Source organism: Paenibacillus sp. JCM 18996, from assembly GCF_055392555.1.
Genome location: NZ_AP043884.1, coordinates 2,845,693 through 2,871,129, shown reverse-complemented (window position 1 = coordinate 2,871,129; position 25,437 = coordinate 2,845,693). Strand labels below are relative to the sequence as shown.

Here is a 25,437-nt window from a genome sequence, read left to right as displayed (position 1 = left end):
AAGGCGGTGTCTTCATGTTGCCGACTACAATGGAGCAATTGGAACAGATTCGAGCGGAATGCAAAAAACTCGTGACCAAAAGAGCTGCAGCATCCGGTTCAGCTGCCTTAGTGCCCCTGCCAGGTACGGATATAGCGGCGGATCTTGCGATACTCCTGGAGATGCTACCCGAAATCAACTACCGGTTCGGCTTGTCGGAGGCGCATATTTCCCGCTTGGACCATGAAAAAAAGGCATTGCTGTACAGCATAATCAAGACGGTGGGAAGCAAACTGGTGGGCCAGATGATAACCAGGGGGATTCTTCTGGGGATTTTGAAAAAGTTCAGCAAACGCATTGCGGTCAAGCAGGCGGCGAAATTTGTGCCGGTCGTAGGGCAGGGGCTGGCCGCAGGTCTCAGCTTTACCGCGATGAAATATGTAGGAAATAAACACGTTGAGGATTGCTACACAGTCGCGAAGAAGATGCTGGAGCATACGGCCGCTGCAAAGGCGTTGCCCGCTCCATAGCAGACCACACACAGTGAAGTGAAGCTGTCGAAGCGAAATCCGAATACTTTGCGGGGAGCCCCAATGATCTTGATATGGTGCCGGGGAGGCGAGAGAGATGAAGCTGTCCGAGGATCAGATTATGGCGGAACTTACGACCCTTCACGATTGGCATCGCGACGACCGCAAGTGGATCGTCCGCAAATATCGTTTCAAAACATTCAAGCAGGCCGTCGGGTTCGTGTGCGAGCTGGCCGAGGCGGCCGAAACGATGAACCATCATCCGTTTATCACCATTGATTTCAGGTTGGTGACCCTACGGCTGACGACATGGAACGCGGGCGGCCTGACAAGTGTGGATTTTCAAGCCGCCCGCGCTTTTGACAAGCTTTATTCGGGCGAGGAGTGATCCATGGAGGAGCAGATCTCAATGTAATGACCGTCGGGATCCGAAATGTAAGCCACGGTCTGCCCCCATGGTTTCAACGCGGGCTTGGTCAATACGGGTACTCCATGTGCGGACAGGCGTTCAATCTCCGCCCGCACGTCCTCTACGACAAAACCGATTTCAAACGAATGGGAAGTCTGGTTGGGTACCGGAAACTCCATCATTTCGCGTACAAATTCCTTGGTGTTTAGCGCTAGCATAGTGCTGCCCGTATCGAATTCGATGTATGTGCCCTGCTCCCGCCTCACCGGCAGTCCGAGAAGATCGCGGTAGAAACGGACGGAGGCTTCGCGGTCGCTTACATAGAGAATGATGTAGCGCATGGCCATTTTCATAGGGAATCAGTCCTTTTTCAAAGATTGTCAGCAATGTGCCTTACTATATATATTCATTGCTTGTCATTTATTTCCTTCTTGTGAAAAACCATGCAGTGAAACTCCAACCAGCCAACGGGCGTTTTCTTTCTATATGTATCGGTCAGCTCAAAACCGGCTTTCTCATACGTGCGGCATGCTCTCGGATTGTCGGTGCGGACCTCCAGATCGATTTCATTAACGGGCTCTTTTCTCGCCGCTTCCAAGGCAATATGGCGTACAAAAGAAGCGCCAAGGCCTTTACCGGTCAAATCGGGACGCATGCCGATCCCAAGCCGGGTAACACCTGCCATCGGGAACAGTTGGGCGAATCCGCAAAGCTGCCCTTTTTCGTCCGTTATTGCATAATACTGCTTTTCACGGATATCCGGATCGGCAAATTCCATGCCGTGAGCGGCCATTTCATGCCAAGCGGGCCAGTTGTATTCATCGTACGGCGGCTCGTAAGCCCAAGTGCAGATTTCCTGCCCCTGCCGCTCCGACATCGGTTCCATCCGCCAATGGATCGCTTGCGCAGAGCTTTTTCTTTCTTTCGTCTGTTTTTCAGCCACTTCCCCCACCTCTTTCTGTCTTTTTTTTTACCCGTTCCCGGCGCCTTTTAACCCTGCGGTTTCAGCATGTTCTGCCCTATTGTAACAAAACTCAATCCCATGTAGAGTAGATCCATACGGATTTTTCACGATAAAAGGCAGGAGGAACGGCAGATGAGCTCTTCGGTGGAAATACGACTTCCCTGGAGAACGCGCGGGCTGGAAGTTTTATGAGCGGATGGGCGGCATAGCAGGGGATTGGCTGAGTTATTCGATAGAATTCTAGTATTAGCGGTACATAAGTTCAGCGAAAACAATGGCAGAAAAAACAATGCCGACAAACGACAGACAGCAAACAATTCCAAGGAGTGATTATGGTGAAAACGATTTTGAGTACGGAATGGGTGGCCTCGCATATGGAGCATTCCGATGTGGTGCTGGCCGACTGCAGATTTGTGCTGGGCCAGCCGCAGGCAGGCAAAGAAAGCTACGCCAAGGATCACCTGCCGGGTGCGGTGCATTTCGATTTGGAGCAGGACCTCTCCGGCTCGAAAATGCCCCACGGAGGACGGCATCCTTTGCCGGAACCGGCCGCTCTCGCGGAGAAGCTGGGACAGGCGGGCATCGATGCCTCGAAAAAAGTAGTCGCCTACGACGACCAGGGAGGAGCGATGGCTTCCCGTTTTTGGTGGCTGCTCAAATGGCTGGGACACGAGGAAGTCTACGTCATGGACGGCGGCTACTCCAAATGGAAAGAGGATGGTTTTCCGGTGACGCACGAGCTGCCGGATGTGAAACCGGCAGTGTTCAAATCGCAACCGCACCCTGAGCTGCTGGCCTCGATGAAAGAGGTGCGGAGCAAGCTGAACCGTCCGGGAGTCACGCTGATCGACTCGCGGGAAAGCAAACGGTACCTCGGCGTGGAAGAGACGATCGTCAAGGCGGCCGGGCACATTCCGGGAGCACGGAATGAGTTCTGGAAGGAGTCGCTGACCGCAGACGGCTACTGGAAGCCGGCCGAAGACCAGCGGCACCGGTTTGCACATCTTTCGCCGGACGACGAGATCATCGTCTACTGCGGCTCTGGTGTTACGGCGACGCCGAATTTTATGGCGCTGACGGAAGCGGGCTTCCCTAATGTGAAGCTGTACGCCGGCAGCTGGAGCGACTGGGTTTCGTATGAAGACAACCCGATTGCAACGGGGGAAGAGTAAGAGCGGAGAGGCCGCGTATGACGTTGGTTTTGGGGCTGTGACAGGTTGCTGGTTGATGATCTGTTACGGCCTTTTTGGGCTTTTCGTTCAACGGCTTGCAAACAAGAAATCGAGGAAAACAGTTTCAAAAAACCCGGAGTGAACCACAGCCCGACAGTCGGGACAGATGGTTGTTGAATCAGCCAAAAGATTGATACTAGATGAGTAAATCAATGGGCTGCCCACAAGACAGTCCATCACTCCGCTAACGGGATCTATAAGCCAATATATTGAACCCTTTAACGATTAGCCAAACGGCGAGAATCATTTCATTCGCAGCTACCGGCAGGGCCAAAATCGCACCCCAAGTAGAAACTTGTTCAATGACACCGAACATAACGAACAAGCTTTGAATAAAAATAAGCGTTGCCCCTGATATACCCAAGATAGGTATAAATCTGGGTACGAGCTTGGATTTATAAAATATGTAACTGTACATCATCGTGTTGATGCCAAGCATGAAAGCGGGCCCAAGAACAAAGGTCCAGTCGTGTACAGCCTTTAATAATGTACCTGAAATTTGAAATGAGGCGGTATCCGGGCTTCCTTCTGCTACGAATTCCCGACTTAAGGTCAATAGGGATAGTACGCTAATTATGCCGATAGTGATGATAACAGCTTCAAGAAACCTGAAGCAAAGATGCCAAAGAGCGATCGTTTCATTATATTTTCTTAAAATCGGAAACATGGTGGTCGCAGTACCGACCGCTGAAACGACAAGAATTAATTCCATCACCGCTCCTAATATCACCTGGTTGGCGTGAGCGGAACCTTGTACTAGGTAATCGGGATCGTTGAGGATGGGTTTGTATAAAATAAGACCGCCAATGACCGACGAAACGGCTGCAAGGATAAACAGGACTCCCACAATCAATGAGCTCTTTCTGATAGAAAAATCCATTTGCTTTTCTCCTCCAATGAACATCCTTATTGTTACTCCTTTGTGTCATCCCCGTAAAAGAATACCTCTTCCAAAGGCAAGTCGAAGGCGTGAGCAATGCGAAAAGCCAGTTCCAGAGACGGGGAGTAGTTACCCTTTTCCAAGGATACGATCGTCTGTCTTGTTACGCCCACCTTGTCAGCCAATTGCTGCTGGGTCATTTCATCATGATTAAACCGTAATTTTCGGATGTGATTGCCGACAAGATTTTTTCCCATCTTAGACTCCTTTCCGATAGTGATAAAGTTTCGTAATGGATCCGGTTACATCGGCAATGAATCCGGATAAGATCAGGATCAAGAACATCACTTGTGACGGCTTATCAATGACCAACGATCCCATAGCCAGAAGAAAGCCGAGGATAAATACGGCAAAAGAATTTCGATTCGACTTCAAACCGATGAGCTTATCCAGTTCATCCTCGAATGCGGGTTCCTTCTCTCCGGTCGCCATTCTTAAGAAGATGTTGAAAATAATGCTGATGATAATATGCGCAACAATCGAAACCAGCATTAAGACGAGAACAAATGATCCCCAATAGTGAAAGGTTTCCGAAAGTTCCGGGCTACCGTCGGGATATCGTGGGTACATGTACAAGCAGTACGATCCAAAAATGAGTATGGTGCTGATCAATGATATGATGCTCTTCTTTTCTTGATAGGTCATGCTTTAATCCCCTTGTCAGATATTTTTTACTAAATGTAAAATTATATATACATAATGTAATTTAAGTTTTTTATTATGTCAAGTATAGTTTACATTGCATTGGTACATAAAATAAATAAGGCTGCCGATCTATGAACTAATACAAAATCGGTAGCCTATTCCGCTAAGATTTATTCTTAACGGGTACGATACTCAATTTGTCATAACTCGCAAACAACCATTCAACAGATATCGTTCGTATTGGTCCTCATGGAGATCTCTGCAAATAAGCCCCGCTAGCATGCGCACAACAGCTGCAAAAAACTTCCCCCTAACCTGTTTCAACCGCCGCCCCCAAGGGTAAATAACCATAACAAAAAAAACCTGCGCAGCTTGTCCACAGACTTAGCCGAGCGGGGCAGTAATTTTGCTTATCATCGTTCAATTAGTTTTCGTCCGTCATCATCTGGTCGTAGAGATCGTCCCAAACCACACGCCGCGCAGACACATAACGATTGGCGTAGTAAGAGCTGTCCAAGCTTGAGATGGTCACGCCACCCTTCGTAGCCGAGTGGGCGAATTTGCCGTTGCCTACATACACTCCTACATGGGAAACTCCTACACCGTCTGTATTGAAAAAGACGAGGTCTCCGGGTCTTACGTTACTTTTGGAGATCCACTGTCCTTCGCCATTCTGACCTTTGGAGCTGTGAGGCAGATCAACACCGAACTTGTTGAATAAGTAAGAGGTAAATCCCGAGCAGTCAAATCCTCTTGTCGAGGTTCCCGCATATTTGTAGGGAGTGCCTACCAGCGAATTCACCGCTTTGCTGAGCAGACTTTCTGCGGATGCGGAACCGGCAAAAACCGACACGGACATAACAACACCTGCTGCCAGAGCAAAAGCCTTTTTTAACACGAAAAAACTCCTTCCACATGCCTACGAAGTTAGCTTGAGGGTTCGGTTGAAGGTTCCCTATGATCACTCTGAAGCGAGATCAATTCACCCAAGACAATGGTTCCCCCGTTTTCCGTCACGGAAATTCGACAAATAGTGTGTTTTTTTTTATTTGCAGGTCTAAACTTTCGATAAAGAAACTGGTTTTCCTCCCTTTGTCACATAATGTTCACATTTTAAAATAATAAAAATCGATATAAAACGTCAAAAAGCCCCTTCCGCAGAAGAGGTTTTTAATGTTATAAGGCTGTTACTCCAGATACACAAGACAAAGTCAAATCTGCGAAAGTGTGGCTCGGTAATGCAGCACTGGTTTGACTGCTGATTGAAACTGCCGTTATTCAAACTGCTGTTCACACGTCTGTCCACGCGTCAGCCCAACTGTTCACGCGTCTGTCCACACGTCTGTTCACACATCGATACGCTGAGTCCAATACCTGATCTGCGAGGCGATCGCCCATATTTTGCCGAACATGTGCACATACCGGTAGGCCTGGAACAGGATAAGAGCGGCGAGCCCGGCCCAGAATAGGGAAGCGGACACAACCAAAAGAGTGAGCGTGCCCGTGATCGATAGAGTGACCAGTCCGAGGAGCATAATCGGCAGGCTGTAGCGGAACAGGAAGAGCAGGGAATACAGCGGCTTTTTACCCATCGCCTTCCCTAACTGCAGGTAAAGGAACACGAGATAGAGCAGCCCGCCATAGAGCAGATAGCCGCCTAAATAGGGGGAAATCCCCGCCAGCAGAGCGGAATTGCTCTCGCTTTTTGTGTAAATCCTGTACAGCTTCGGAAGCAGGAAATACAAAGGGCCGAGAAGAAGCGCCATTTGCAACAGATAATAGCCGAGGAAGCTGAGGCCCAACGTCCGTATGCCTCTCACAAACCGGTAGCCGGAATTCATTTCCGGGTGGGCCAGGGAATAGTAGATGCCCGCGTTCAACAAGGAATGAATAGCCATCCGCATAAGAAGCAGGACCAATAACAGCCATAGGTAGGAATGGGTCAAGTCGGTCTTCATCAGCCGGAACTGGCTTTCGGCCATAACCAACTGCAGCGATTCTCTCGGCAGCAGGTTTCCGGGATACCGGTGCATAAGCGGCACCACAATTCCCTGTACGATCCGGTAGAGGAACAGCCCCCACACCAGCTGGTAGATAAAAAGGGTGATCACCGCAAACGGCTGCCTCAATGTCGTTCTCCATCCTTCTTTCATAGCGCTCCACATCGTTTTTCCACCTCACCAGGCGACCCAGCCGAACAGGGTCTCAATGATTTTTTCCGTGCCGAGACTTAACCGGATGTTCCATTTCGGGTCGATGCGCGTCTTCATGAAGTTGTTGATGCGTTTATTCTCCAGGATCATCGAGTGCCGGGGATCAATAGACACCCAATCGACAGGGGTTGTATTGGTGATTTTGAATTGGATTTCGGCATCCCTGCCATCCCAGGCTTTTTCCATCATGCTGCCGTCCCTGAAGTGAAATTCGATCGGAACCGAGGAATACTGCCCCCCGAGCCGGCGGACCGTGACTGTGCTTTCATAGCTGCCCGAAGTGTCGGATTTTTTGAAAGAGATGCGGTCCACCGCATAATCGGACATCATGCCGCCGTACACATACTGCTCGAAGAAGGGCTGCCAATCCATTTTGGTAACTTCCTCAAGCACTTTTTGAAAATCCTTCGTCGAAGGATGGCGGAATTTATACCGGTCCACATAGGTGCGCAGCACTTTCTCCATGCCGGACTTGCCTAACTGCTGCTCAATGGACAAAAGTACCAGCTTGCCCCTTGTATACACATTCTCCGCATAATTATCGTGGGTTTTAAAATCCCAGGCGTTGCGCTGAAGCGATTCCGGCGCAGTAATATAGCTGGCTTCCATCGGTGTGTTGGAGCGGGCGCCGTACTCTTTTTGCATGACCTTGTCTTCGGCGTAGGAAGTGAAGCCTTCATCCAGCCACGCTTCTTCAAACTCGTTCGACGCCACCATGCCATAAAAGTACTGGTGGCCGATTTCATGGACGATCACCCTTTCCAGCTCCAGGCTGGTGTTTTTCTCATCCGCGCCCCAGCCCGTTACAAGGGTAGGGTATTCCATTCCGCCGGCTCCGTTGCCGCCCTTGGGAGGGACCACAATAGACAGGGTGGAGTAGGGATAGGTGCCATACCACTGGCTGTAGTCGGACAGCGATTTTTTGGCTGCGGCCATGTAGCGGTTTTTGAATTCGGCGTGGTCCGGATCCAGATAGAGCTTGATTTTGACACCGGGTACGCCGGGAGCGGAGAAAGACTCTTCCACATATTGGAAATTTGGAGAGGCCGCCCAAGCGAAATCGTGGATATCGTCGCCGTAGAACTGGTACGTTTTGGTGCCGGCTTCTTCAACGGCAGGGGATCGGGTGGGAAACCCGGTGGCGGCTACGGTGTAATTGGACGGCACTTTGATCTTCACGTTATAGATGCCAAAATCCGCATAAAATTCCGAATTGCCGTGGTACTGGTGGAGATTCCAACCTTCTGCCGACCGTCCGCGAGTGCCTTTCGTTTCGTAGACGGCGATTTTGGGGAACCACTGGCCTGCCATGACAAAATCGCCCGAATACCCCATCCGCGCAAAAACGGCAGGGAGCTTGACTGTAAAATCGGTATGCAGAGTGATTTTTTCTCCGGGATTGACGGGATTGGGCAGGGTAAGTTTGATCAGTGTCGTGTCCTTTTTGTTGCCGTCGTCGGGCTGCACATATTCGATCCGGTCCTTCAGGCTCTCGCCCTGTGCGGTCTTCATCGAAAGAATGTCCATCTGTCCGTAGCTTCCCTCTTTCATCCGGTCTTTGCGCAGCTTTCCCCCCGACTCCTGCATGAAGGTGGAATCTTTGGATTTGAACGCGTTTGGGTAAAGGTGAAAATAAAGCTCGCCCACCGGCTGAGCACCGGGGTTCGTCCACGTCATCGTTTGCTGCCCTTGGATGGTCTTCGTGCCGGCTTCCAAAGCCGCTCCGATATGGTACTCCACAATACGCTGGCTGAGCGGAGCCGGAGCGGGCCTGTCCACAGGCTTCTGGGAATTGCCCGCCTGAGGCGGTTGCGGTTCGTTGAGCGCTATGCTGGTGGAGACCGGCTGTTCCGGCGCAAAAAGAGGTTGAGCGATCCAGGAAGCCGCCAAAGCGATACAGCAGGCCCCGGCCCATGGAATCAGTCTGGCTGCGGACAATTTCATCATTATTCACCCCGTTGACAAGCTTATAGAGCATGTATATGTGGGGGGTGCGCGGAATATTTACGGGAATGGAAAAATAATTGCGGTCCGGGGCAGCGGAAGAGAGGTTGCGAGAAGTTGGGGGTTTGGCTACAATAAAAGAACGGATCTCGACGACTGTGGAAAGTACGTGAGACGGGGACGGGTGCTTCCTCTAATCGCGTAGGGTTGAAGCAGGAATTGCAAATATGGGCAAGTGTCTTATTTGTTTATTAAGGGAGGAACGGTGCGCTATGAACCTGAATAATAAAGACAAAAAGCTGAACGCCTTAAATATCGTAAAAAAAATCGACCACAAAGGCTTCGGAGCCGGCTCCATCGATCTGAACAATGTCTCGAGCATCATCATTGACGGCGACGAAGCTTATCTGGACAACGGAGCTCTCCATGCGAAGAGCAAAGTGGAGAAGGGGATCAAATTCTCCGCGAACAAGGAAGACGTGCCGAACGGCCGCAAATGCTTCCTCGTCTGGGTTGCCGTAGACCGGAAAGAAGAAGGACCCTACTACGCCGGCGTAGCGGCCTGCGAGATGTGGGTCGATCCGGCAGCGAGAAGGGGCTGGAAGATTCTGGCCGACCATGTGAACCGGATGGATAAGGCGATGAAGCGGCAGGTACTCTTGGAGAACCTTGACGATAAAGAAAAGGGGCTGCTGAAAGAAGCTCTGCAAAAACACAATAACGAGTGGTGGGACCGCTCGGAGGACGCGCTGAAACAGGCTCTCGCTTAATTGTGTCGATTGTGTGTCATAGATTGTCCGTCCTGTAGGTTGGGAGTATACTGATTACCAGTATATGTTACACACCATATACTAGGACAGCGAAAAGGCAGACCCCATGGGGTTTGCCTTTTCGCGTTAACGAACAAAATCACCCTTCGGGTGAATAAAGACAGAAACCTGTTTCTAAGGACAGGGACTGTCTTGTTCATAAATTATATACCGTTCCATTCTGCCGAGTGGAAGCATTGTGTTTTTGTGGAGGGGTATGAGAGACAGACTTGGCTGGCCGTTCCGGTCAAAAGATGTAGAGCGTCATTTTAAAGAATTGATAAGACGGCGGTCTTGATGGGGAAAAAGTTATGTACAGAAGGCTGGCCGCCCTCTTCTTTGCGAGGCAATGGTGAAGGGTTGCCCGGAATGTTCTGGCCCACGGCATACTGGGTTGCTTTGATTAACGGGAAAATATGCTGCTATTTGCTCAGTTTGATTGCCTTGCTGGTCATATAACTGGAAAATGTGCAGTTAATTCAACCCATTCGGGTCAAATATTAAAATAACCACTGATTTTGATGGAACTTTTCCAGTAAAATGCATCTCCAACCAAATCGAAGTCAAATTAAATGGAGGAATTCCCTTTAATTTTTCCCATCCCGCGACTCTCCCGGCGCATTGACACTGCACGACAAGTGCTCAGACCGTAAAGCAGGGGAATATCCGCTGAAGCTGAATCGATCCAACACAACCATAACACAGAGGGCGCAAAGATGTTGTTCTGGATTGGAATAGAGGTTTCCAAAACAACATCTCCCAGCGGATGAATATATTTAAACCAACACTTATCCACAGCCACCGAAAATCATAATTTCCTAGACAACGAAGAAAGGCGGATCCCTTGGGGTCCGCCTTTTGGTTTTTCGCGTCCATAAACAGCCGGACTCAAGTCATTTCTTTGATTGCGCCGATGATCCGCTCCCTGTTTATTTTCCTAACTGATTGTATTAACTCTGTTCGGGATTATTGGCTGCCGGCGTGTTGTCGAGGGCTGTTCTCAAGCAGCCTCAATTTCTCCGCTACCATAGGCGTAGTGCTGGCCTGAATGATCAGAGTCGCCAGAATGACGACAAACGTGACGGCCGAAATTAATTCCCCTTCAGGGAGTCCCGAGCTGGCTGCTATTCCCGACAACGCAGCTGCAATCACACCGGTTTCTCGGGTCCAGAAAAAAAACAGCACTTCGGAACGGCGCCATTTCGCTTTCCTGTCCGGCAGCAGACTGGCAAGCACGGTGATCGGCCTTGCAACAAGCATAAAGACAGCAGCAACGGCCAGGGCAAGCAGCCCATATTGCTGCAGGACGGCAAAGTCCACCTGGCTCCCGAGCAGAATAAAGATCATCATCCGCAGCTTAAGCCCAATGGCGTCTACAAACTGATGAGCTTCATGCTCCTGATCCGGCAGTATAGTGAGTCCCAATGATTTTGCATTGCCAATCATCAATCCTGCGACAAACGCAGCCATAAACCCGCTGGCATGAACCTGTTCGGAAATCAAGTAAGCTGCAAGAACGGTCAATGCGACAACCATGGGCGTAAAATCTCGCAGCAGTCCCCGGTCATTCTCCGAGATGAGAAAGGCGGCAATGCAGCCGACAACGGCTCCCGCAACGACACCACCCAAAGCAAGCCGTAGAAACTGCAGGGCGATGTGCGGCCAATCGATTCCGGCACCCGCCCCGGATAACGCCAACCCGAACACGACAGTCGTCATGATAGCTCCGGTGGCATCCGTAAAAGCCGACTCTATGATCACCGTCTGGGCCACTTTGTCACGTACGGGGAACTTTTGAAAAATAGGAACGAGAGCTGCCGGATCGGTAGAGGCTAGAATAGCCCCCAGCAGCAACGCCGTTATAAACGGCATTTGAAATAAATATGCCGCGGCCGCCGCCACGATAAAGGCCGTTATGAGTACCCCGACGGTAGAGAGTAAAGTGATGGTGCGCCACACTTGCTTCAGAATGTCAAAACCAGTAATAAGCCCTCCATGAAAAATAATAAATGCGGCCCCGAACAGCAGAATCATTTGATTGGGCACCGAGTTGCCGGGTATATCGATGATTGACAGCGCCGAGGGACCGAGTACAATACCGAGCAGCACATAAATCGCTACATCCGGCAGCCCCATTTTGTCTGCAAGCTTGCCGCCGAGCGTGCCGATTAAAAAGAGGAGAAAAAAGGACATAAGGTACTGCTGTGCCAATAATACGTTTTCCGAATGCATTTAAACCTCCCGGGATGGATGGAATGCCCAAAAAACAGCAAAGAGGAGCCTTGTTGACAGGCTCCTCCGGATAGCATTTCCATTTATTATAATTACATCAATTATAGACGGCAACACCAGCCAAATCAAGCAGCGGCTTCTAGTTGCTGAACCACCGCTTCAAATCCTCCCATAAGGAACGGCCGGGTTTGGCCTTGTCCTTCCTGGAGTTGTCCGTGCAGTAAGCGGTCGGCTGCGTTCCGGTGATGAACGCCTCCACCCGGGAATTTGGGCAATCGTCGTTGGCCAGCTTTCCCGAAGCGGGATCGATGGAGGCCACAATCACACCTGGTGGAACCGCAAACTGCTTCGGCGGCACAGTCTCAAGCGAACGCTCCGTGAATTCCGCGAAGATTGGCGCGGCTTTGATCGATTCCACAGAGCTCACGGAGCGGTTCTTGTCGTATCCTACCCATACTGCCGTAGCAAGCTCAGGCGTAAAACCTATCATCCATGAATCGGTGTCGGTGGTACCGGTTTTTCCCGCGACAGGCCGCTTGATGATGGTTGACACCCGGTTGGCGGTTCCCCCGGGTTCGAATACACTCTGCATCAAATGCGTCAACACATACGCGTAGGATGGTTCCACGGCCTTCTCCTTTACGGGGGCCGCCTCAAACAGCTTATCGCCATAAGCGTCCTCGATTCGTGTAATCGCAACCGGCTCCACTCGTTCTCCAAGATTGGCAATAGCGGCGTAAGCGGACGCCATCTCTAACGGACTGACCGGGAATGTTCCCAGCGCGAGCGACGGAACAGGATTCATCGGGCTGGTAATCCCCAATTTGCGCGCGGTTTCGATGACCTTGTCCGGACCGACGTCGATAACGGTATGGACGGCGAAGATGTTGTCCGATTTGGCGATCGCTTCTCTCAGTGCGATTTCGCCGTGGTACTGGTTCCCGAAGTTGCTCGGGGTATAGGTTTTCTTGCCGTCGTCATAGGTAAATGTCGTCGGTTCGCTTTTATATTTGGTCAGGGCCGTGTATCCGGCCTTTTGGAGCGCCGTCAGGTACACGACCGGCTTGAAGGACGAACCGGTCTGGCGGGAGCCGGCGAGCGTGCGGTTGAACTGGTTCTCTTTGTAATCGCGGCCGCCGACCATCGCCTTGATATAACCGTTTCGCGGGTCGATGGAGATCAGGGCGGCCTGCAGCTCGCCGGTGCCCAGAAGCTGCTTGGACACCGCTTCTTCAGCGATTTTCTGCGCCCTCAGGTCCAACGTCGTATATACTTTTATGCCGCCTTCGTCAAACTGGTCTTCGGTGATCCCGAGCTTCTCCGTTGCGATCTTACGCACGTAATCCCTGAAGTACGGGGCTTCCGACGGCTTTCTCTCCTTTTGAGGCTGAAAGGTCAGATGCTCCTGCGACGCTTTGTCCGCTTCCTCCTGCGTGATGAATCCGTCCCTTACCATCGTTTCCAGCACGATTTTCTGCCTATCCAACGCGTTCTGCTTATTCAGGTAAGGGGAGTAATACTTCGGGCCTTTCGGGATCCCTGCAATCAGTGCGCTCTCGGCCAGGGTCAAATCTTTTGCATCCTTGTTAAAATAGAGCCTGGACGCCGTCTGGATACCATATGTGGAATGGCCGTAATAGATCTGGTTCAAATACTGCTCCAGGATCTCATCCTTCGACAGCTGCGTTTCCATCTGCACGGCAAACAGCGTTTCCTTTATTTTCCGCATCCATGTTTTGTCGTGGGTCAGGTACAGATTGCGCGCCAGCTGCTGGGTGATCGTCCCGGCTCCCTGGACTTTGGACATGTGCTGTATATTAACGATGGAAGCGCGGGCGATCGCCTTCAGGTCAAAGCCAAAATGATTGTAAAAGTTGCGGTCTTCTATCGACAGCGTAGCTTTCACCAAATAAGGAGAAACGTCCTTGAGAGATACGACCTGACGGTCCTGCCCTGTATAAAGGGAATCGATCAGCTCGCCTTGGGCGTCATAAATTTGGGAGGTTTGGATGACCTTGGTCACCGGGAGGGCCTGGGAGCGAAAAAACAGGAACAGCAGAACAAGCCCTGCCGCGCAGAGCAGCAGCGAAGTAAAGGTGAATGAGATAATCTTTTTTACACGGGCGAGCCTTCGGCTATAAGGGTCTTCTTCCTGCAGCCGGTTTACGGCTTGTTTGTCCTGCGGTTCAGACATGGTTCCACCTCCGGGCATTCGTGTTCCGCGATGCGTCATGATATAATCAGTATGGAAAAGCCTGGCGGCCGCTATACCGCTTTTTCCCTGCATAATCTTAAAAATTTGGAAACGGCGGCATCGATTTGCATTTTTTATGTTATAAACTATAATACAATTTGTATTCCGCGCAAACAGACGGTTACAGTCGCGACGCAAGGTCAAGGCTTACTACATAAGGATGAAATTCAAAGAAAAGAGGGATTGTACATGGAACTATGGTATACGGAAAAACAAACGGAAAGTTTCGGCATCACCGCGAAAATCAAGGAAACTCTGGTATCCGAACAGACTGTTTTCCAAAAGCTGGATATGATCGTCACCGAGGAATTCGGGCGTATGCTGGTACTGGACGGTATGGTGATGACCACGGTAAAGGACGAGTTCGTGTACCATGAAATGGTGGCGCATCCCGCTTTGTTTACACATCCGAATCCGAAGAGCGTACTGGTTGTCGGCGGCGGCGACGGAGGCGTCATCCGCGAAGTGCTTAGACACCCGGGCGTTGAGAAAGCGGTTCTGGTCGAGATCGACGGCAAAGTGATCGAATACAGCAAGAAATTCCTCCCCGAGATTGCCGGCGAGCTGGATAATCCCCGCGTGGAGGTCATCGTTAACGACGGCTACATGCATATCCATGATAACAAGAATACGTACGATGTGATTATGGTAGATTCTACGGAGCCTGTAGGTCCGGCGGTGGAGCTGTTCACCAAGGGCTTTTATCAGGGAATTTACGAGTCGCTTAAAGATGACGGCATTTTCGTGGCGCAGACGGACAATCCATGGTTTAAGGCGGACCTGATCCGCAGCGTGAACCAAGACGTGAAGGAAATCTTTCCGATAGTCCGCGTATACTGCGCCAATATTCCTACTTATCCAAGCGGACTGTGGACGTTCACTATGGGAAGCAAGAAGTACGATCCGCTGCAGCTGGATGAAGCACAAATCCCGGAAATGGATACGAAGTATTACAGCCCAAGGCTGCATAAAGCGGCTTTTGCGCTGCCGAAGTTTGTTGAAGATCTAGTTAAGTGAACTCGTGCCTGGCACGGACGGATGAAACAGTCAAGCTTATTGTGGAAGGAAGTGCCCCGCTATGCGTTTTGATGAAGCTTACTCAGGCAACGTGTTTATTGCCGCTTCGCAGGATTACAAACAATCGAAGGCCGTGTTGTACGGAATGCCGATGGATTACACCGTCAGCTTCCGTCCGGGTTCCCGTTTCGGTCCCGCCCGGATCCGGGAAGTCTCGATCGGCCTGGAGGAATACAGCCCTTATCTGGATAAAAGCCTTGCCGATATCTCATACTTCGACGCGGGAGACCTGCCTCTGCCTTTCGGCAACGCCGGCAGAGCGTTGGAGCTGATCGGCGAATATGTGCGCGGGCTGCTGAACGACGGCAAGTTCCCGTTGGGCCTCGGCGGCGAGCATCTGGTGTCGTGGCCGGTCATCCGCGAAGTGTACGCGAAGTACCCGGATCTCGCGATCATCCACTTCGACGCTCACGCCGACCTGCGCGAGCAATATGAAGGGGAGCCTCTGTCCCACTCCACACCGCTGCGCAAAGCCGCCGAACTGATCGGGGGCAGGAACGTGTACCAGTTCGGCATCCGTTCCGGCACCAGGGAAGAGTTCGAGTATGCGCGCAAGAACCTGAACTTCCATCCGTTCGACGTGCTGGAGCCGCTGAAGAAGGTGCTGCCCGAGCTGTCCGGAAGGCCGGTGTATCTGACGATCGACATCGACGTGCTCGATCCGTCGGCCGCGCCGGGAACCGGCACCGCGGAAGCCGGCGGCATCACGAGCAAGGAACTGCTCGCTGCGGTCCACGCGATTGCCGCGTCCGGGGTGAATGTGGTCGGAGCCGACGTCGTGGAAGTGGCGCCGGTGTACGACCCTTCGGAGCAGACGCAGATTGTTGCATCCAAGCTCGTACGCGAAATTTTGCTTGGATTGGTGAAGTAACCCGTTTTGATTAGCAAAGGCGCGGAGCCGATTACGGCTTCGCGTCTTTTTTGTTGTATAGGAAATTATGATTTTCGGTGGCTGTGGATAAGTGTTGGTTTAAATACATTCATCCGCTGGGAGATATTGTCTTGGCAAATCCCCTCTATTCCAATCCAGAAGATTACCTTTGCGCCCCTGCGTTATAGTTGTGTTGGATCGATTCAGCTTCAGCGGTTATTCCCCTGCTTTAACGGTCTGAGCGCTTACCGTGCAGTGTCGCATCGTCGCCCGGAGAATCGCGGGACGGGAAAAATTAAAGGGAAATCGTCAATCTAATTTGACTTCCATTTGGTTACAGATGCATTTAACTGGAAAAATGTAATCGATTCCATTCTTGGCCGGAACTTATTTATTTATTGTTAGAAATGTTTAGTTTTCGTTATATCAAGGAAACTTTTCATCCTCTATGCTTGCAGTATAGGAAAAAAATTTAAAGACGCAACGCAGGAGGGGTTCTTTTATGAAAATCACATGGAATCGATGGGCCGCAGCAGGTCTGTCAGTCGCGTTGGCAGGAGGCCTGCTCGCCGGTTGCTCGGACAGCAAGCCCGCTCAGGAAGCCCCCAAAGCGGGAGCCAAGCCGTTCGAAGGCAAGAATCTGACCATCGTAACGGCCAACCATCCTTGGAGCGAGGCGATCAAGCCTTTGCTGCCCGAGTTTGAAGCATCAACAGGGATGAAGGTAACCGTGCAGAGCTTTTTTGAGGACCAGCTTACACAGAAGCTTACCGTTCAATTCACCTCCGGTTCGGCAACGCCGGATGTGTTCATGTACCGGCCTCTGCAGGAAGGCAAGCTGTTTTACAAGAACGGCTGGGTGCAGTCTTTAGACGATTACGCCAAGAAGGATGCGGGTTACGATTTTAACGATTTTTCCAAGTCCGCGGTCGGGACGACTACGGTCGACGGAAAGCTTGCCGGCATCCCGATTATCACGGAGCAGGAAATCCTCTATTACCGTAAAGATTTGCTGCAAAAAGCGGGTATTGCCGTTCCCAAAACGTTGGATGAGCTGACGGACGCAGTAAAGAAGCTCCACGACCCGAAGAATGAAATTTACGGCTTCGTCGCAAGAGGACAGCGCTCTCCGCTCGTGACCCAGGTATCCTCTTTCCTCTACTCGGAGGGAGCCGACTTTACGCAGGGCGACAAGGCTGCAATAAATACGCCGGAAGCGATCAAAGCATTTACCACATACGGTTCTCTGCTGAAGGACTACGGCCCGCCGGGAGTCCTGAACATGTCCTGGCCGCAAGCCATAGGAATTTTCGCACAGGGCAAAGTAGCTTTTTACACGGATGCGAACTCGATTTATAACAATGCGACGGATCCGGAAAAATCCAAGATTGCCGACAAAGTCGGATACGCCGTATTCCCGGCAGGCAAAGCCGGCTCCAAACCGTACAACATTACCTCTTGGGGTCTGGCGATGAATGCGAAATCAGCGAACAAGGATGCCGCTTGGGAGTTCATTAAATGGGCGACAAGCAAAGAAAGCGTAATGAAGACCCAGCAAAAAGGCAACCCGGGAGCACGCGCCTCTGTGTGGGATAAACCTGAAGGCGCCACAGGCTTCCCTGCCGAGTTGGTTCCCGTCATTAAGGAATCGGCTAAAGGCGGAGTTGACCATGACCGCCCTACGGTGATCTCCGTCAGCGAAGCGCGTGATGCTGTCGGTGAAATTGTGCAAAAGGTGATGAGCGGCGAAACGAACATCAAAGGCGTCGCAGACAAAGCAAACCAGGATCTGCAGGCGATCATGGATAAAGATAAAACGAAGTAGTCGTACCATCCGCGAAATAATCGAATAATCGATAAGATCAGGAAATGGAAGGGTCATCCGATGACTCTTCCATTCTTAATCGCCAGAAGGAAGGGAAGAAACAACGTGCGCTACAGCTGGTTTGACCGCAATTTGAAATGGATTTATACGCTTCCCGCGGTTTTATTCGTTCTGCTTATGATGCTGTTTCCTATTTTATATACGGTAAGGATCAGTTTTTTCGAATGGAGCATGTCGGCGACGACCCCTCCGAAGTGGGTGGGACTCAGCAACTATTTGACGCTGTTCAAGGATGGCCGCTTTTGGCATGCCGTCGGTTCGACCTTTTATTTTACCATCGTTGCGTTGGTTCTGGAGGTTGTTCTGGGGGTGGCGATTGCGCTGCTGCTGTTTAGGGATTTCCGGGGCAAGAACCTGGCCAAGACGATCTTCCTGCTGCCGATGGTAGCGACCCCTGTAGCTATGGGACTGGTATGGATGCTGATTTACGAACCGACGATCGGTGTGGCGAACACGTTTCTCAAATCGGCGGGCTTCAAGCCTCTGCTCTGGCTGGCATCGACACAGCAGGTCATTCCTTCCCTCATCCTGATCGACGTGTGGGAGTGGACCCCGATGATTGCCCTGATCGTAATGGCGGGATTATCGACTCTTCCTTCCGATCCGTATGAGGCGGCTGATGTGGACGGGGCGTCCGTCTGGCAGAAGTTTATTTCCATCACGCTGCCTCTGCTGAGACCGACGATCCTTGTGGCTGCTATGCTGCGGCTTATTGATGTGTTGAAAACCTTCGATATTATTTACGCCACAACACAGGGCGGCCCCAATTTTGCGTCCGAAACCTTGAATTTGTACGGCTATGTCCAAGGTTTCCAATACTTTAAGCTAGGGATGGCTTCGTCACTGCTGGTGATCTTCTTCGCGCTGGTAATGGGTCTGACCTTATTCATGATTTGGATGAGAAGAAGATTGGAGGCGGCGCAATGAAAAAAAAGAGAGGGACCACGTATTTGTTATCTCTGCTAACCGTTGTTGTGCTGCTTGCCTTCGCGTTCCCTTTTCTCTGGATGCTGCTCGCTTCCTTTAAAACGCAGGCGCAGATCATGTCGACCGGGCAGTTCTTCTCTTTCAGCCCGACATTCAAAAATTACACTAGCGTGTTCCGCGAATACGATTTCACCAAGTTCATTATCAACAGCTTTATCGTCGCGGTTGGCTCCACTTTCTTCTCGCTCGTGCTCGGACTTCCCGCAGCCTATGCCATAGCTAGGCATCATCTGCACAAATTGGGGCTGGTTATTCTTGTCGCGCGCATCATACCGGGTATTACTTTTCTGATTCCCTGGTTTATCCTGTTTTCGAAAATCCATCTCGTGGACACGTACACCGCCCTCGTACTCAGCCATATGCTGGTCGGCCTGCCGTTCATCATCTGGATTATGATCTCTTTCTTCGAGGCGTTGCCCACTGAGATCGAAGAGTCAGGCTTGATCGACGGCTGTACGCACCATCAAGTGTTTATGAAGATCATCCTGCCCATATCGGGCCCCGGCGTCATTACTTCTTCCTTGCTGTCGTTTATTTTCTCATGGAACAATTTCATGTTCTCGATTATTCTGGCCGGCGACAAAACCAAGACTTTACCGATTGCCGTGTTCAACTTTATGTCGTATTCTGAGATTAACTGGGGGGCGTTAATGGCTGCAGCCTGCATTATCACGCTTCCGGTTCTGATCATCGCCTTACTGGCACAGCGCTATATTGTGAGCGGACTGGCGGCGGGGGCTGTAAAAGGGTAAAGGCGGAGAGGAAGCATGAGCATGGCCGGAAAACTCAATATTTTCAGCAAAATGATGATTCTGGTCATCCTTCTTCTTATTCCCGTGCTTCTTCTGTACAGTTTCTCCAATCACATCAGCAAACGTGTAGTGCAAGAGCAGCTGCAGACGTCGAACTTGAACCAGCTGTCTTTCTTTCTTCACCAGTTGGATTCCAATATGGATCAGCTGTCGATGGCGCCGGTTATTCTGAGCAGCGATCCTTATATCAGGGAATTCATTGATAAAAGGGAGCAGCCGCAGTACGACGTTTTGAAAGCGCAATCTCGCATCACCGAAAAATTAAGCCTGCAGAGCGTGTCCAGCGGATGGGCGAACGATCTCGCCATCGTGTTTCCTAAAGAGCAGCAGATTCTATCGTCGAATATTTTCCAAAGCGGCGATCAGGCGCTGACCAAGGGCGCTATCCGCAATACTTGGACATATGAGGCGGTACGCCATAACGGAAAGACCCGGAGCTACTTTCTGAGGGAAATCACCGAGCCGGCTGCCGTGAACTCGAAAGATCAGGCCACTGCGGTTTTTCAAGTCGGCTTTTCCGGCCAGAATATCGTCGATCTGCTGGATGTTTACAAGAACGACAAGCACAGCGATCCTTTCCTGTTTCACCAGACGGACGCGCCGATCGTCAACAGCAGCACGTCAGAGCCAAGAATCAATGAGCTTCTAACCCTTCTTCGCAAGGAGACGTTACCTGATTCTGGGCAAAAGGTAGTTACAATGGAGGGACAGTCCTTTCTCGTAAGCTTCGTAAAATCGGCGGGGCTGGGTTGGTACCTCGTTGACTATGTACCCCTGCAGAGCATTCTGGCTCCCATTACTGCGAGTTCCTATCTGTTCTATTTTTCGACAGGTCTGCTTCTTGTTACGGGTGTTCTGGCCTGCTTCCTGCTGTACCGCAATGTGCAGATTCCGATCCGCAAGCTCACAAGGAGCGTACAGCGGATTAAACGCGGGGACCTGTCAGCCCGGATTGAGATCAGGTCCAACAATGAATTTGATTTTTTGATTGCACGGTTCAATGAAATGGCGGAACGAATCCAGGAGCTGGTCGAGAATGTGTACGCCGAGAAAATCCGCTCGAGAGAAGCAACGGTCAAACAGCTACAGTCCCAGATCAATCCGCATTTTTTGTACAACTCTTTATTTTTCATTATTAACTCCGCCATGCTCGATGACCGGGATTCCGTCGTGGAGATGTCGCAGAACCTGGCTGAATTTTACCGTTATACGACAAGGGTGGAGAATCAATGGGTGACGGTCCGCGAGGAGTTGAAGATGGTCAGCCATTATTTATCGATTCAAAACCTGCGGATGCAGCGGCTGGAATTCGAGGTTTCCGTGCCTGAGGAGATGATGGAGCTGCGCATACCGCGATTGATTGTGCAGCCTTTGGTGGAGAACGCCATTATTCATGGCATTGAGCAAAATGCCGCCGGCGGCCTCATCAAAATCACCGGTGGACAAGACAACGTGCTGAACAAAATCATGGTCGAGGACAACGGCGCCGGAATGACGCCCGAGCAGATAAAACACCTGCATTTTCAGCTGGGAATGCCTATGTCGGACGAAATCGGCTGCGGCACATGGAATGTCCACCACCGGCTGTACTACCAATTCGGCGAAGGTTCGGGCCTTAGCTTTCAGCAATCGCCGACGGGCGGGGTCAAAGCGGTCATTGCCTGGAACCGGACTGTTTAGAAGTCATCATTACGACTTGGAGGTTGCGGGATGTATCAATTGCTTATCGTCGATGACGAGGTTCATGTGGTGGAGAGGCTGTCCGCTACCGTACCTTGGCTGTCGATGGGAATCGGACAGGTGCATAAAGCCTACTCCGCGTCGGAAGCGCTTTCGCTGCTGAATCAGTTTTCCGTTGATATCGTCATCACCGATATTCAAATGCCGGGGATGTCCGGGCTCGAATTGATCGCGGAAATCAGCCGGAAGTGGAAGAAGACGAAGACGATAATTTTGTCGGGTCATTCGGACTTTCAATATGCCAAGGAAGCGATCCTGCACCGGACGGAGGATTATCTGCTTAAGCCGGTCACAGAGAAAAATTTGCTGGAGACCGTACAGAGAGTGATCGATAAGTTGAAAAAAGAGTGGGAAGAGGTGGTGTCCCGGCAGCGGCTGGATCTTGCATTACAAGAAAATTTGCCCGTGCTCAGAGGCAACTTGCTTGGCGATCTTCTGCAGGGTAAGAAGGTATCTCCTGCGTCCTTGGAAGAAAAAATGCAGATACTGGAGCTTCCCAAGCTGAATGGGGAGGCGTTTGCCCTCATGATCGTCCGTCTGGAGGAACATTTTATCGAATACGATTTTCAAAGCCTGTCTTTGATGGAATATGCGATCGGGAACATGGTGGAGGAGATTTTCGGGGAACGGTTCGAGCTCTGGCACACGAAGGATGCCCATGATTACTTGGTCTTTGTCGTAAAGGGCAGAGATCAGGCTTCTGCACCGGAGCAAACACAGACGTTTGAAAGAGCGGCTTCGCAGCTGCAGACGGCGGTGAAAAACTTTTTGAAAGGCAAAATTTCCATTCTCGTCAGCTCCTGGGGTATGTTTCCCGATCACCTCGCAGCTCTTTACAACAGCTCCGTCTCCGCTTTCCGCAAAAGAATCGGCAGAGAGCAGGAGTTTCTGCTCAGGGTGGATGACGACTTGCTCAAGGTCGAAATCCAGTCGCTGCACAGCTTATATGATACGCCTGCCTTGATCCATTTGCTGGAGGCCGGAAGGTGGGACAGCGCAGCGGACAAGCTTCAGCACATTTTCGAGGAATTGGAGCGCAAATGGGCCGAATCCCAAGAGCACCTGCTGGAAGTGTATTTTTCCGTTTCTTCGGCCTATGCCTCCATAGCTCATAAAAACGGCCGCAGGCTGTCGGAGCTGTTGGGCGCCGATTACGACAAGCTTATGGAAAGTGCTGCTTTCCGCTCGGTGAACCAGCTGCGGGAATGGTCGGTCCGGACGCTGAATAGATTACAGGAGGACATGGCCCACGAGAACAAGAACGCGAGGATTTCAATAATCAACCAAATCCGGAAATTTGTCGACAGTCATTTGTCCGAGGATGTTTCGCTGCAGGCCATAGCCGATCATGTTTATATGCATCCGGTCTATGTATCCAAAGTCTACAAGCTGGAGACCGGGGAGAATCTGAGCGATTACGTGCAGGGCGCCCGGATGGACAAAGCGGCCTATCTTTTGAAAAACAGCCATGAGAAAGTCTATGAAATTGCGGCTGAGCTAGGTTATCAGCGGCCTCACTCTTTCAATCACGCTTTTAAAAGGCATTACGGGGTCACCCCCCAAGAGTATCGCGACGGAAACGGGCAATGATCCATACAATACCGTAGAAGGTAAAGGAGACGATCGTATGAAAATCACGAAGCTGGAGCTTTTCAAAGTGCCGCCGAGATGGCTTTTTCTCAAAATCGAAACGGATGAAGGCATTTCGGGTTGGGGTGAACCGGTTGTCGAAGGGAAAGCGGATACGGTTGCCGCTGCCGTAAAGGAAATGAGCGGCATGCTGATCGGCCAAGACCCGATGAGGATTGAAGATTTGTGGCAGACGATGTACCGCGGGGGCTTCTACCGCGGCGGCCCGATCCTCACGAGCGCCATTTCCGGCATAGAGCAGGCACTTTGGGATATCAAGGGCAAGTATTACAATGCCCCGGTCTATGATCTTCTGGGCGGAGCCTGCCGGGACAAGACCCGTGTGTACTGCTGGATCGGCGGAGACCGCCCGAGCGAGGTGGGGGAAGCGGCGCTGCGCCAGGTGGAGGCCGGTTTCACCGCCGTCAAAATGAACGCGACTGAGGAAATGCATTATATCGACTCTTTCGCCAAAGTCGAGCAGGCGGCGGCCAGAATTGCCGCCGTACGGGAAGCTGTGGGAAAAGAAGTTGGAATCGGCATCGATTTCCATGGGCGCGTACATAAATCGATGGCCAAAATTTTGGTCAAAGAGCTGGAGCCCTACCGGCCGATGTTTATCGAAGAACCTGTACTGCCCGAGAATAATGAAGCGCTGGCAGAAATAGCGCGCCATACCTCCTGCCCGATCGCGGTCGGAGAGAGAATGTACACCCGCTGGGGCTTCAAGGAACTGCTGGCCCAGGGATATGCGGATATCATTCAGCCTGATGTGTCTCATGCGGGCGGCATTATGGAAACCCGCAAAATCGCCGCTATGGCGGAGGCTTATGACGTGGCGCTCGCTCCGCACTGTCCGCTGGGGCCCATTGCTCTCGCTTCCTGCCTGCACGTAGATATTTGCTCGCCGAATGCATTTATTCAGGAGCAGAGCTTGGGCATCCATTACAACCAGGGCAGCGATCTGTTGGATTATTTGCAGGATCCCGGTGTGTTTGCCTATAAAGACGGCTTTGTGAAAAATTTGAAGCTGCCTGGGTTGGGTATCCGTGTGAACGAGGATAAGGTGAGAGAAATGGCATTGATCGGGCATGATTGGAAGAATCCGATTTGGCGCCAAGAGGATGGAACGATTGCCGAATGGTAGAATAGTCCCTGAAATTTGCGAGGAGGTCAAGGATGAACGGACTGCAGAGCTTGCTGCATCATAAAATTATCGCGATCGTGCGCGGAATCCCTGCGGAATCTGCGGAGCCGGCAGCGGAGGCGTTGTGGGAAGGCGGTATCCGCCTTCTGGAGGTAACGATGAACACGCCCGATGTGCTCGGCATCATCAGCCGCTGGCGCGAGCGGTATGACGGCCGCATGTGGATCGGAGCAGGAACGGTGCTGGATCTCGGTATGGCGAAGGAAGCTGTCGCGGCAGGCGCGCAGTTTCTCATTTCTCCGAATCTGGATGAATCGGTCATTGACTTCGGCTATGGCCAAGGGATTGATGTATGGCCGGGTGTGCTGAGCCCTACGGAAATCGTCAATGCCGTAAAGGCCGGAGCCAAGGCGGTCAAAATCTTCCCGGCAGGCTCAGTAGGCGCCCGCTACATTCAAGAGATTGCCGCACCTCTGAACGGCATCCCTTTTATCGCAACCGGGGGCGTAAATCTGGAGAACATTGGAGAATTTGCCCGGTGCGGCGCGGCGGCGTTCGGCTTGGGCGGCAGCCTGCTGGACCAGCGGTTGATTCGCGAAGGGAAGTTCGAAGAGCTTGCCGAGAGGGCGAAACGGTTTACCGCTGCCGTGCAGGAGGGTTAATAGCTATGGCTCTAGCGTGAACTATAGCTTTACATGATTGCTAACATGAGCTGTACGCTAATTTTGTTACGATAGCCAAGATACTTGTGTGAACTAAAGCTTTATCTCATTGCTAACGAGAATAACGTGCGCGACAAAACGCTTACGAAGAGTCCTTGCCCAGCGTATAGCGGGGCGGGGGCTTTTTGAATAGTGCTTTAGGGCCAGATTATTCCCGCTTAAGACACTAGCCTCGTTCCATGCATGAAAATAACGATAAGAATTCAGTATGGACCCTGCCTACCTGTCTACCTGTCTACCTGTCTACCCGGCAACCAAAGATGTGCTCCCAGCAAATCGACAATATCAGGTAAAGAGCCTAATAATCCTCATTTCACATTAAATAGCGGAAAATCCCGCCAATCCCCTCACACAGGAGCCCACATCGAGCTCCTCATTGAATTTGAACCGAGGATACTATACACTAGAAGCTAAAT

General features: G+C 51.3%; 23 protein-coding genes and 1 riboswitch. Of the genes, 13 read left to right on the top strand and 10 right to left on the bottom strand.

Features of this window, described 5'->3' with window-relative positions:
* The first annotated feature begins 14 nt into the window (after positions 1 to 14).
* Both ACZ5N7_RS14130 and ACZ5N7_RS14125 read left to right on the top strand, forming a co-directional pair.
* Entirely contained in the window at positions 15 to 509 is a 495-nt protein-coding gene (locus ACZ5N7_RS14130) for a hypothetical protein (protein ID WP_464655022.1), read from the top strand.
* A gap of 97 nt (positions 510 to 606) precedes the next feature.
* Positions 607 to 897 (top strand): 4a-hydroxytetrahydrobiopterin dehydratase, encoded by a 291-nt coding sequence (locus tag ACZ5N7_RS14125; protein WP_464655021.1) that lies wholly within the window; start codon positions 607 to 609, stop codon positions 895 to 897.
* On the opposite strand, the gene ACZ5N7_RS14120 is transcribed toward ACZ5N7_RS14125, so the two are convergent.
* The gene (locus ACZ5N7_RS14120) at positions 879 to 1,271 is read right to left on the bottom strand and encodes a VOC family protein (RefSeq protein ID WP_464655020.1); all 393 of its coding nucleotides are present in this window, start codon (positions 1,269 to 1,271) and stop codon (positions 879 to 881) included. The genes ACZ5N7_RS14125 and ACZ5N7_RS14120 overlap by 19 nt on opposite strands.
* A gap of 53 nt (positions 1,272 to 1,324) precedes the next feature.
* Positions 1,325 to 1,804, bottom strand: coding sequence for a GNAT family N-acetyltransferase (locus tag ACZ5N7_RS14115; RefSeq protein WP_464659282.1), 480 nt, complete (start codon positions 1,802 to 1,804; stop codon positions 1,325 to 1,327).
* Between the two features lie 413 nt (positions 1,805 to 2,217).
* On the opposite strand from ACZ5N7_RS14115, the gene ACZ5N7_RS14110 reads away from it, so the two are divergent.
* Positions 2,218 to 3,054: a sulfurtransferase gene (locus tag ACZ5N7_RS14110; protein WP_464659280.1), complete on the top strand. Its 837-nt coding sequence runs from the start codon at positions 2,218 to 2,220 to the stop codon at positions 3,052 to 3,054.
* 244 nt (positions 3,055 to 3,298) lie between these two features.
* Here ACZ5N7_RS14110 and ACZ5N7_RS14105 read toward each other — a convergent pair whose 3' ends face one another.
* The 6 genes from ACZ5N7_RS14105 to ACZ5N7_RS14080 all read right to left on the bottom strand — a co-directional run bounded on the left by ACZ5N7_RS14105 (position 3,299) and on the right by ACZ5N7_RS14080 (position 8,859).
* Complete coding sequence (locus ACZ5N7_RS14105; RefSeq protein WP_464655019.1) at positions 3,299 to 3,994, bottom strand: DUF4386 domain-containing protein; 696 nt, start codon at positions 3,992 to 3,994, stop codon at positions 3,299 to 3,301.
* Positions 3,995 to 4,026: 32 nt separating this feature from the next.
* Positions 4,027 to 4,251, bottom strand: coding sequence for a helix-turn-helix transcriptional regulator (locus ACZ5N7_RS14100; protein ID WP_464655018.1), 225 nt, complete (start codon positions 4,249 to 4,251; stop codon positions 4,027 to 4,029).
* A gap of 1 nt (position 4,252) precedes the next feature.
* Positions 4,253 to 4,699: a hypothetical protein gene (locus tag ACZ5N7_RS14095; RefSeq protein ID WP_464655017.1), complete on the bottom strand. Its 447-nt coding sequence runs from the start codon at positions 4,697 to 4,699 to the stop codon at positions 4,253 to 4,255.
* 424 nt (positions 4,700 to 5,123) lie between these two features.
* Positions 5,124 to 5,558, bottom strand: a complete 435-nt coding sequence (locus ACZ5N7_RS14090) for a C40 family peptidase (protein ID WP_464659278.1) — start codon at positions 5,556 to 5,558, stop codon at positions 5,124 to 5,126.
* 41 nt (positions 5,559 to 5,599) lie between these two features.
* Positions 5,600 to 5,738, bottom strand: a riboswitch (cyclic di-AMP (ydaO/yuaA leader).
* Between the two features lie 307 nt (positions 5,739 to 6,045).
* Positions 6,046 to 6,864, bottom strand: a complete 819-nt coding sequence (locus ACZ5N7_RS14085; protein WP_464655016.1) for a hypothetical protein — start codon at positions 6,862 to 6,864, stop codon at positions 6,046 to 6,048.
* 12 nt (positions 6,865 to 6,876) lie between these two features.
* The gene (locus tag ACZ5N7_RS14080) at positions 6,877 to 8,859 is read right to left on the bottom strand and encodes a M1 family metallopeptidase (RefSeq protein WP_464655015.1); all 1,983 of its coding nucleotides are present in this window, start codon (positions 8,857 to 8,859) and stop codon (positions 6,877 to 6,879) included.
* 269 nt (positions 8,860 to 9,128) lie between these two features.
* Here ACZ5N7_RS14080 and ACZ5N7_RS14075 point away from each other — a divergent pair, with 269 nt between their 5' ends.
* Positions 9,129 to 9,626 carry a YwhD family protein gene (locus ACZ5N7_RS14075; RefSeq protein ID WP_464655014.1) on the top strand — a complete coding sequence of 166 codons (498 nt, stop codon included), beginning with the start codon at positions 9,129 to 9,131 and terminating at the stop codon, positions 9,624 to 9,626.
* 1,005 nt (positions 9,627 to 10,631) lie between these two features.
* Here ACZ5N7_RS14075 and ACZ5N7_RS14070 read toward each other — a convergent pair.
* Positions 10,632 to 11,897, bottom strand: coding sequence for a cation:proton antiporter (locus ACZ5N7_RS14070; RefSeq protein ID WP_464655013.1), 1,266 nt, complete (start codon positions 11,895 to 11,897; stop codon positions 10,632 to 10,634).
* 139 nt (positions 11,898 to 12,036) lie between these two features.
* Complete coding sequence (locus ACZ5N7_RS14065; RefSeq protein WP_464655012.1) at positions 12,037 to 14,091, bottom strand: transglycosylase domain-containing protein; 2,055 nt, start codon at positions 14,089 to 14,091, stop codon at positions 12,037 to 12,039.
* A 249-nt stretch (positions 14,092 to 14,340) separates the two neighbouring features.
* Here ACZ5N7_RS14065 and speE point away from each other — a divergent pair, with 249 nt between their 5' ends.
* The 9 genes from speE (at position 14,341) to ACZ5N7_RS14020 (ending at position 24,961) form a co-directional block, all read left to right on the top strand.
* On the top strand, positions 14,341 to 15,168 hold the full coding sequence (speE, locus tag ACZ5N7_RS14060; protein ID WP_464655010.1) for a polyamine aminopropyltransferase: 828 nt from the start codon (positions 14,341 to 14,343) through the stop codon (positions 15,166 to 15,168).
* 61 nt (positions 15,169 to 15,229) lie between these two features.
* A complete protein-coding gene (gene speB, locus ACZ5N7_RS14055) occupies positions 15,230 to 16,099 on the top strand; it encodes an agmatinase (RefSeq protein ID WP_464655008.1) in 870 nt (289 codons plus the stop codon).
* A 502-nt stretch (positions 16,100 to 16,601) separates the two neighbouring features.
* Positions 16,602 to 17,924 (top strand): ABC transporter substrate-binding protein, encoded by a 1,323-nt coding sequence (locus ACZ5N7_RS14050; protein ID WP_464655006.1) that lies wholly within the window; start codon positions 16,602 to 16,604, stop codon positions 17,922 to 17,924.
* 60 nt (positions 17,925 to 17,984) lie between these two features.
* A complete protein-coding gene (locus ACZ5N7_RS14045; protein ID WP_464655005.1) occupies positions 17,985 to 18,911 on the top strand; it encodes a carbohydrate ABC transporter permease in 927 nt (308 codons plus the stop codon).
* On the top strand, positions 18,908 to 19,723 hold the full coding sequence (locus ACZ5N7_RS14040; protein ID WP_464655004.1) for a carbohydrate ABC transporter permease: 816 nt from the start codon (positions 18,908 to 18,910) through the stop codon (positions 19,721 to 19,723). The genes ACZ5N7_RS14045 and ACZ5N7_RS14040 overlap by 4 nt, the downstream gene beginning before the upstream one ends.
* A gap of 21 nt (positions 19,724 to 19,744) precedes the next feature.
* On the top strand, positions 19,745 to 21,463 hold the full coding sequence (locus tag ACZ5N7_RS14035) for a sensor histidine kinase (RefSeq protein WP_464655002.1): 1,719 nt from the start codon (positions 19,745 to 19,747) through the stop codon (positions 21,461 to 21,463).
* A 30-nt stretch (positions 21,464 to 21,493) separates the two neighbouring features.
* A complete protein-coding gene (locus ACZ5N7_RS14030) occupies positions 21,494 to 23,113 on the top strand; it encodes a response regulator (RefSeq protein WP_464655000.1) in 1,620 nt (539 codons plus the stop codon).
* 37 nt (positions 23,114 to 23,150) lie between these two features.
* Positions 23,151 to 24,299 carry a galactonate dehydratase gene (gene dgoD, locus ACZ5N7_RS14025; protein ID WP_464654998.1) on the top strand — a complete coding sequence of 383 codons (1,149 nt, stop codon included), beginning with the start codon at positions 23,151 to 23,153 and terminating at the stop codon, positions 24,297 to 24,299.
* 32 nt (positions 24,300 to 24,331) lie between these two features.
* A complete protein-coding gene (locus ACZ5N7_RS14020) occupies positions 24,332 to 24,961 on the top strand; it encodes a bifunctional 4-hydroxy-2-oxoglutarate aldolase/2-dehydro-3-deoxy-phosphogluconate aldolase (RefSeq protein WP_464654996.1) in 630 nt (209 codons plus the stop codon).
* The last annotated feature ends 476 nt before the right edge of the window (positions 24,962 to 25,437 follow it).

Coding starts and splice junctions, on each gene's coding strand:
- ACZ5N7_RS14130 (WP_464655022.1), top strand. CDS start 15: ATGTTGCCGACTACAATGGAGCAATTGGAACAGATTCGAGCGGAATGC.
- ACZ5N7_RS14085 (WP_464655016.1), bottom strand. CDS start 6,864: ATGTGGAGCGCTATGAAAGAAGGATGGAGAACGACATTGAGGCAGCCG.
- ACZ5N7_RS14080 (WP_464655015.1), bottom strand. CDS start 8,859: ATGATGAAATTGTCCGCAGCCAGACTGATTCCATGGGCCGGGGCCTGC.
- ACZ5N7_RS14045 (WP_464655005.1), top strand. CDS start 17,985: ATGACTCTTCCATTCTTAATCGCCAGAAGGAAGGGAAGAAACAACGTG.
- ACZ5N7_RS14030 (WP_464655000.1), top strand. CDS start 21,494: ATGTATCAATTGCTTATCGTCGATGACGAGGTTCATGTGGTGGAGAGG.
- speB (WP_464655008.1), top strand. CDS start 15,230: ATGCGTTTTGATGAAGCTTACTCAGGCAACGTGTTTATTGCCGCTTCG.
- ACZ5N7_RS14095 (WP_464655017.1), bottom strand. CDS start 4,699: ATGACCTATCAAGAAAAGAAGAGCATCATATCATTGATCAGCACCATA.
- ACZ5N7_RS14125 (WP_464655021.1), top strand. CDS start 607: ATGAAGCTGTCCGAGGATCAGATTATGGCGGAACTTACGACCCTTCAC.
- ACZ5N7_RS14105 (WP_464655019.1), bottom strand. CDS start 3,994: ATGGATTTTTCTATCAGAAAGAGCTCATTGATTGTGGGAGTCCTGTTT.
- ACZ5N7_RS14020 (WP_464654996.1), top strand. CDS start 24,332: ATGAACGGACTGCAGAGCTTGCTGCATCATAAAATTATCGCGATCGTG.
- ACZ5N7_RS14115 (WP_464659282.1), bottom strand. CDS start 1,804: ATGGAACCGATGTCGGAGCGGCAGGGGCAGGAAATCTGCACTTGGGCT.
- ACZ5N7_RS14120 (WP_464655020.1), bottom strand. CDS start 1,271: ATGAAAATGGCCATGCGCTACATCATTCTCTATGTAAGCGACCGCGAA.
- ACZ5N7_RS14070 (WP_464655013.1), bottom strand. CDS start 11,897: ATGCATTCGGAAAACGTATTATTGGCACAGCAGTACCTTATGTCCTTT.
- speE (WP_464655010.1), top strand. CDS start 14,341: ATGGAACTATGGTATACGGAAAAACAAACGGAAAGTTTCGGCATCACC.
- ACZ5N7_RS14100 (WP_464655018.1), bottom strand. CDS start 4,251: ATGGGAAAAAATCTTGTCGGCAATCACATCCGAAAATTACGGTTTAAT.
- ACZ5N7_RS14090 (WP_464659278.1), bottom strand. CDS start 5,558: ATGTCCGTGTCGGTTTTTGCCGGTTCCGCATCCGCAGAAAGTCTGCTC.
- ACZ5N7_RS14065 (WP_464655012.1), bottom strand. CDS start 14,091: ATGTCTGAACCGCAGGACAAACAAGCCGTAAACCGGCTGCAGGAAGAA.
- ACZ5N7_RS14075 (WP_464655014.1), top strand. CDS start 9,129: ATGAACCTGAATAATAAAGACAAAAAGCTGAACGCCTTAAATATCGTA.
- ACZ5N7_RS14050 (WP_464655006.1), top strand. CDS start 16,602: ATGAAAATCACATGGAATCGATGGGCCGCAGCAGGTCTGTCAGTCGCG.
- dgoD (WP_464654998.1), top strand. CDS start 23,151: ATGAAAATCACGAAGCTGGAGCTTTTCAAAGTGCCGCCGAGATGGCTT.
- ACZ5N7_RS14040 (WP_464655004.1), top strand. CDS start 18,908: ATGAAAAAAAAGAGAGGGACCACGTATTTGTTATCTCTGCTAACCGTT.
- ACZ5N7_RS14035 (WP_464655002.1), top strand. CDS start 19,745: ATGGCCGGAAAACTCAATATTTTCAGCAAAATGATGATTCTGGTCATC.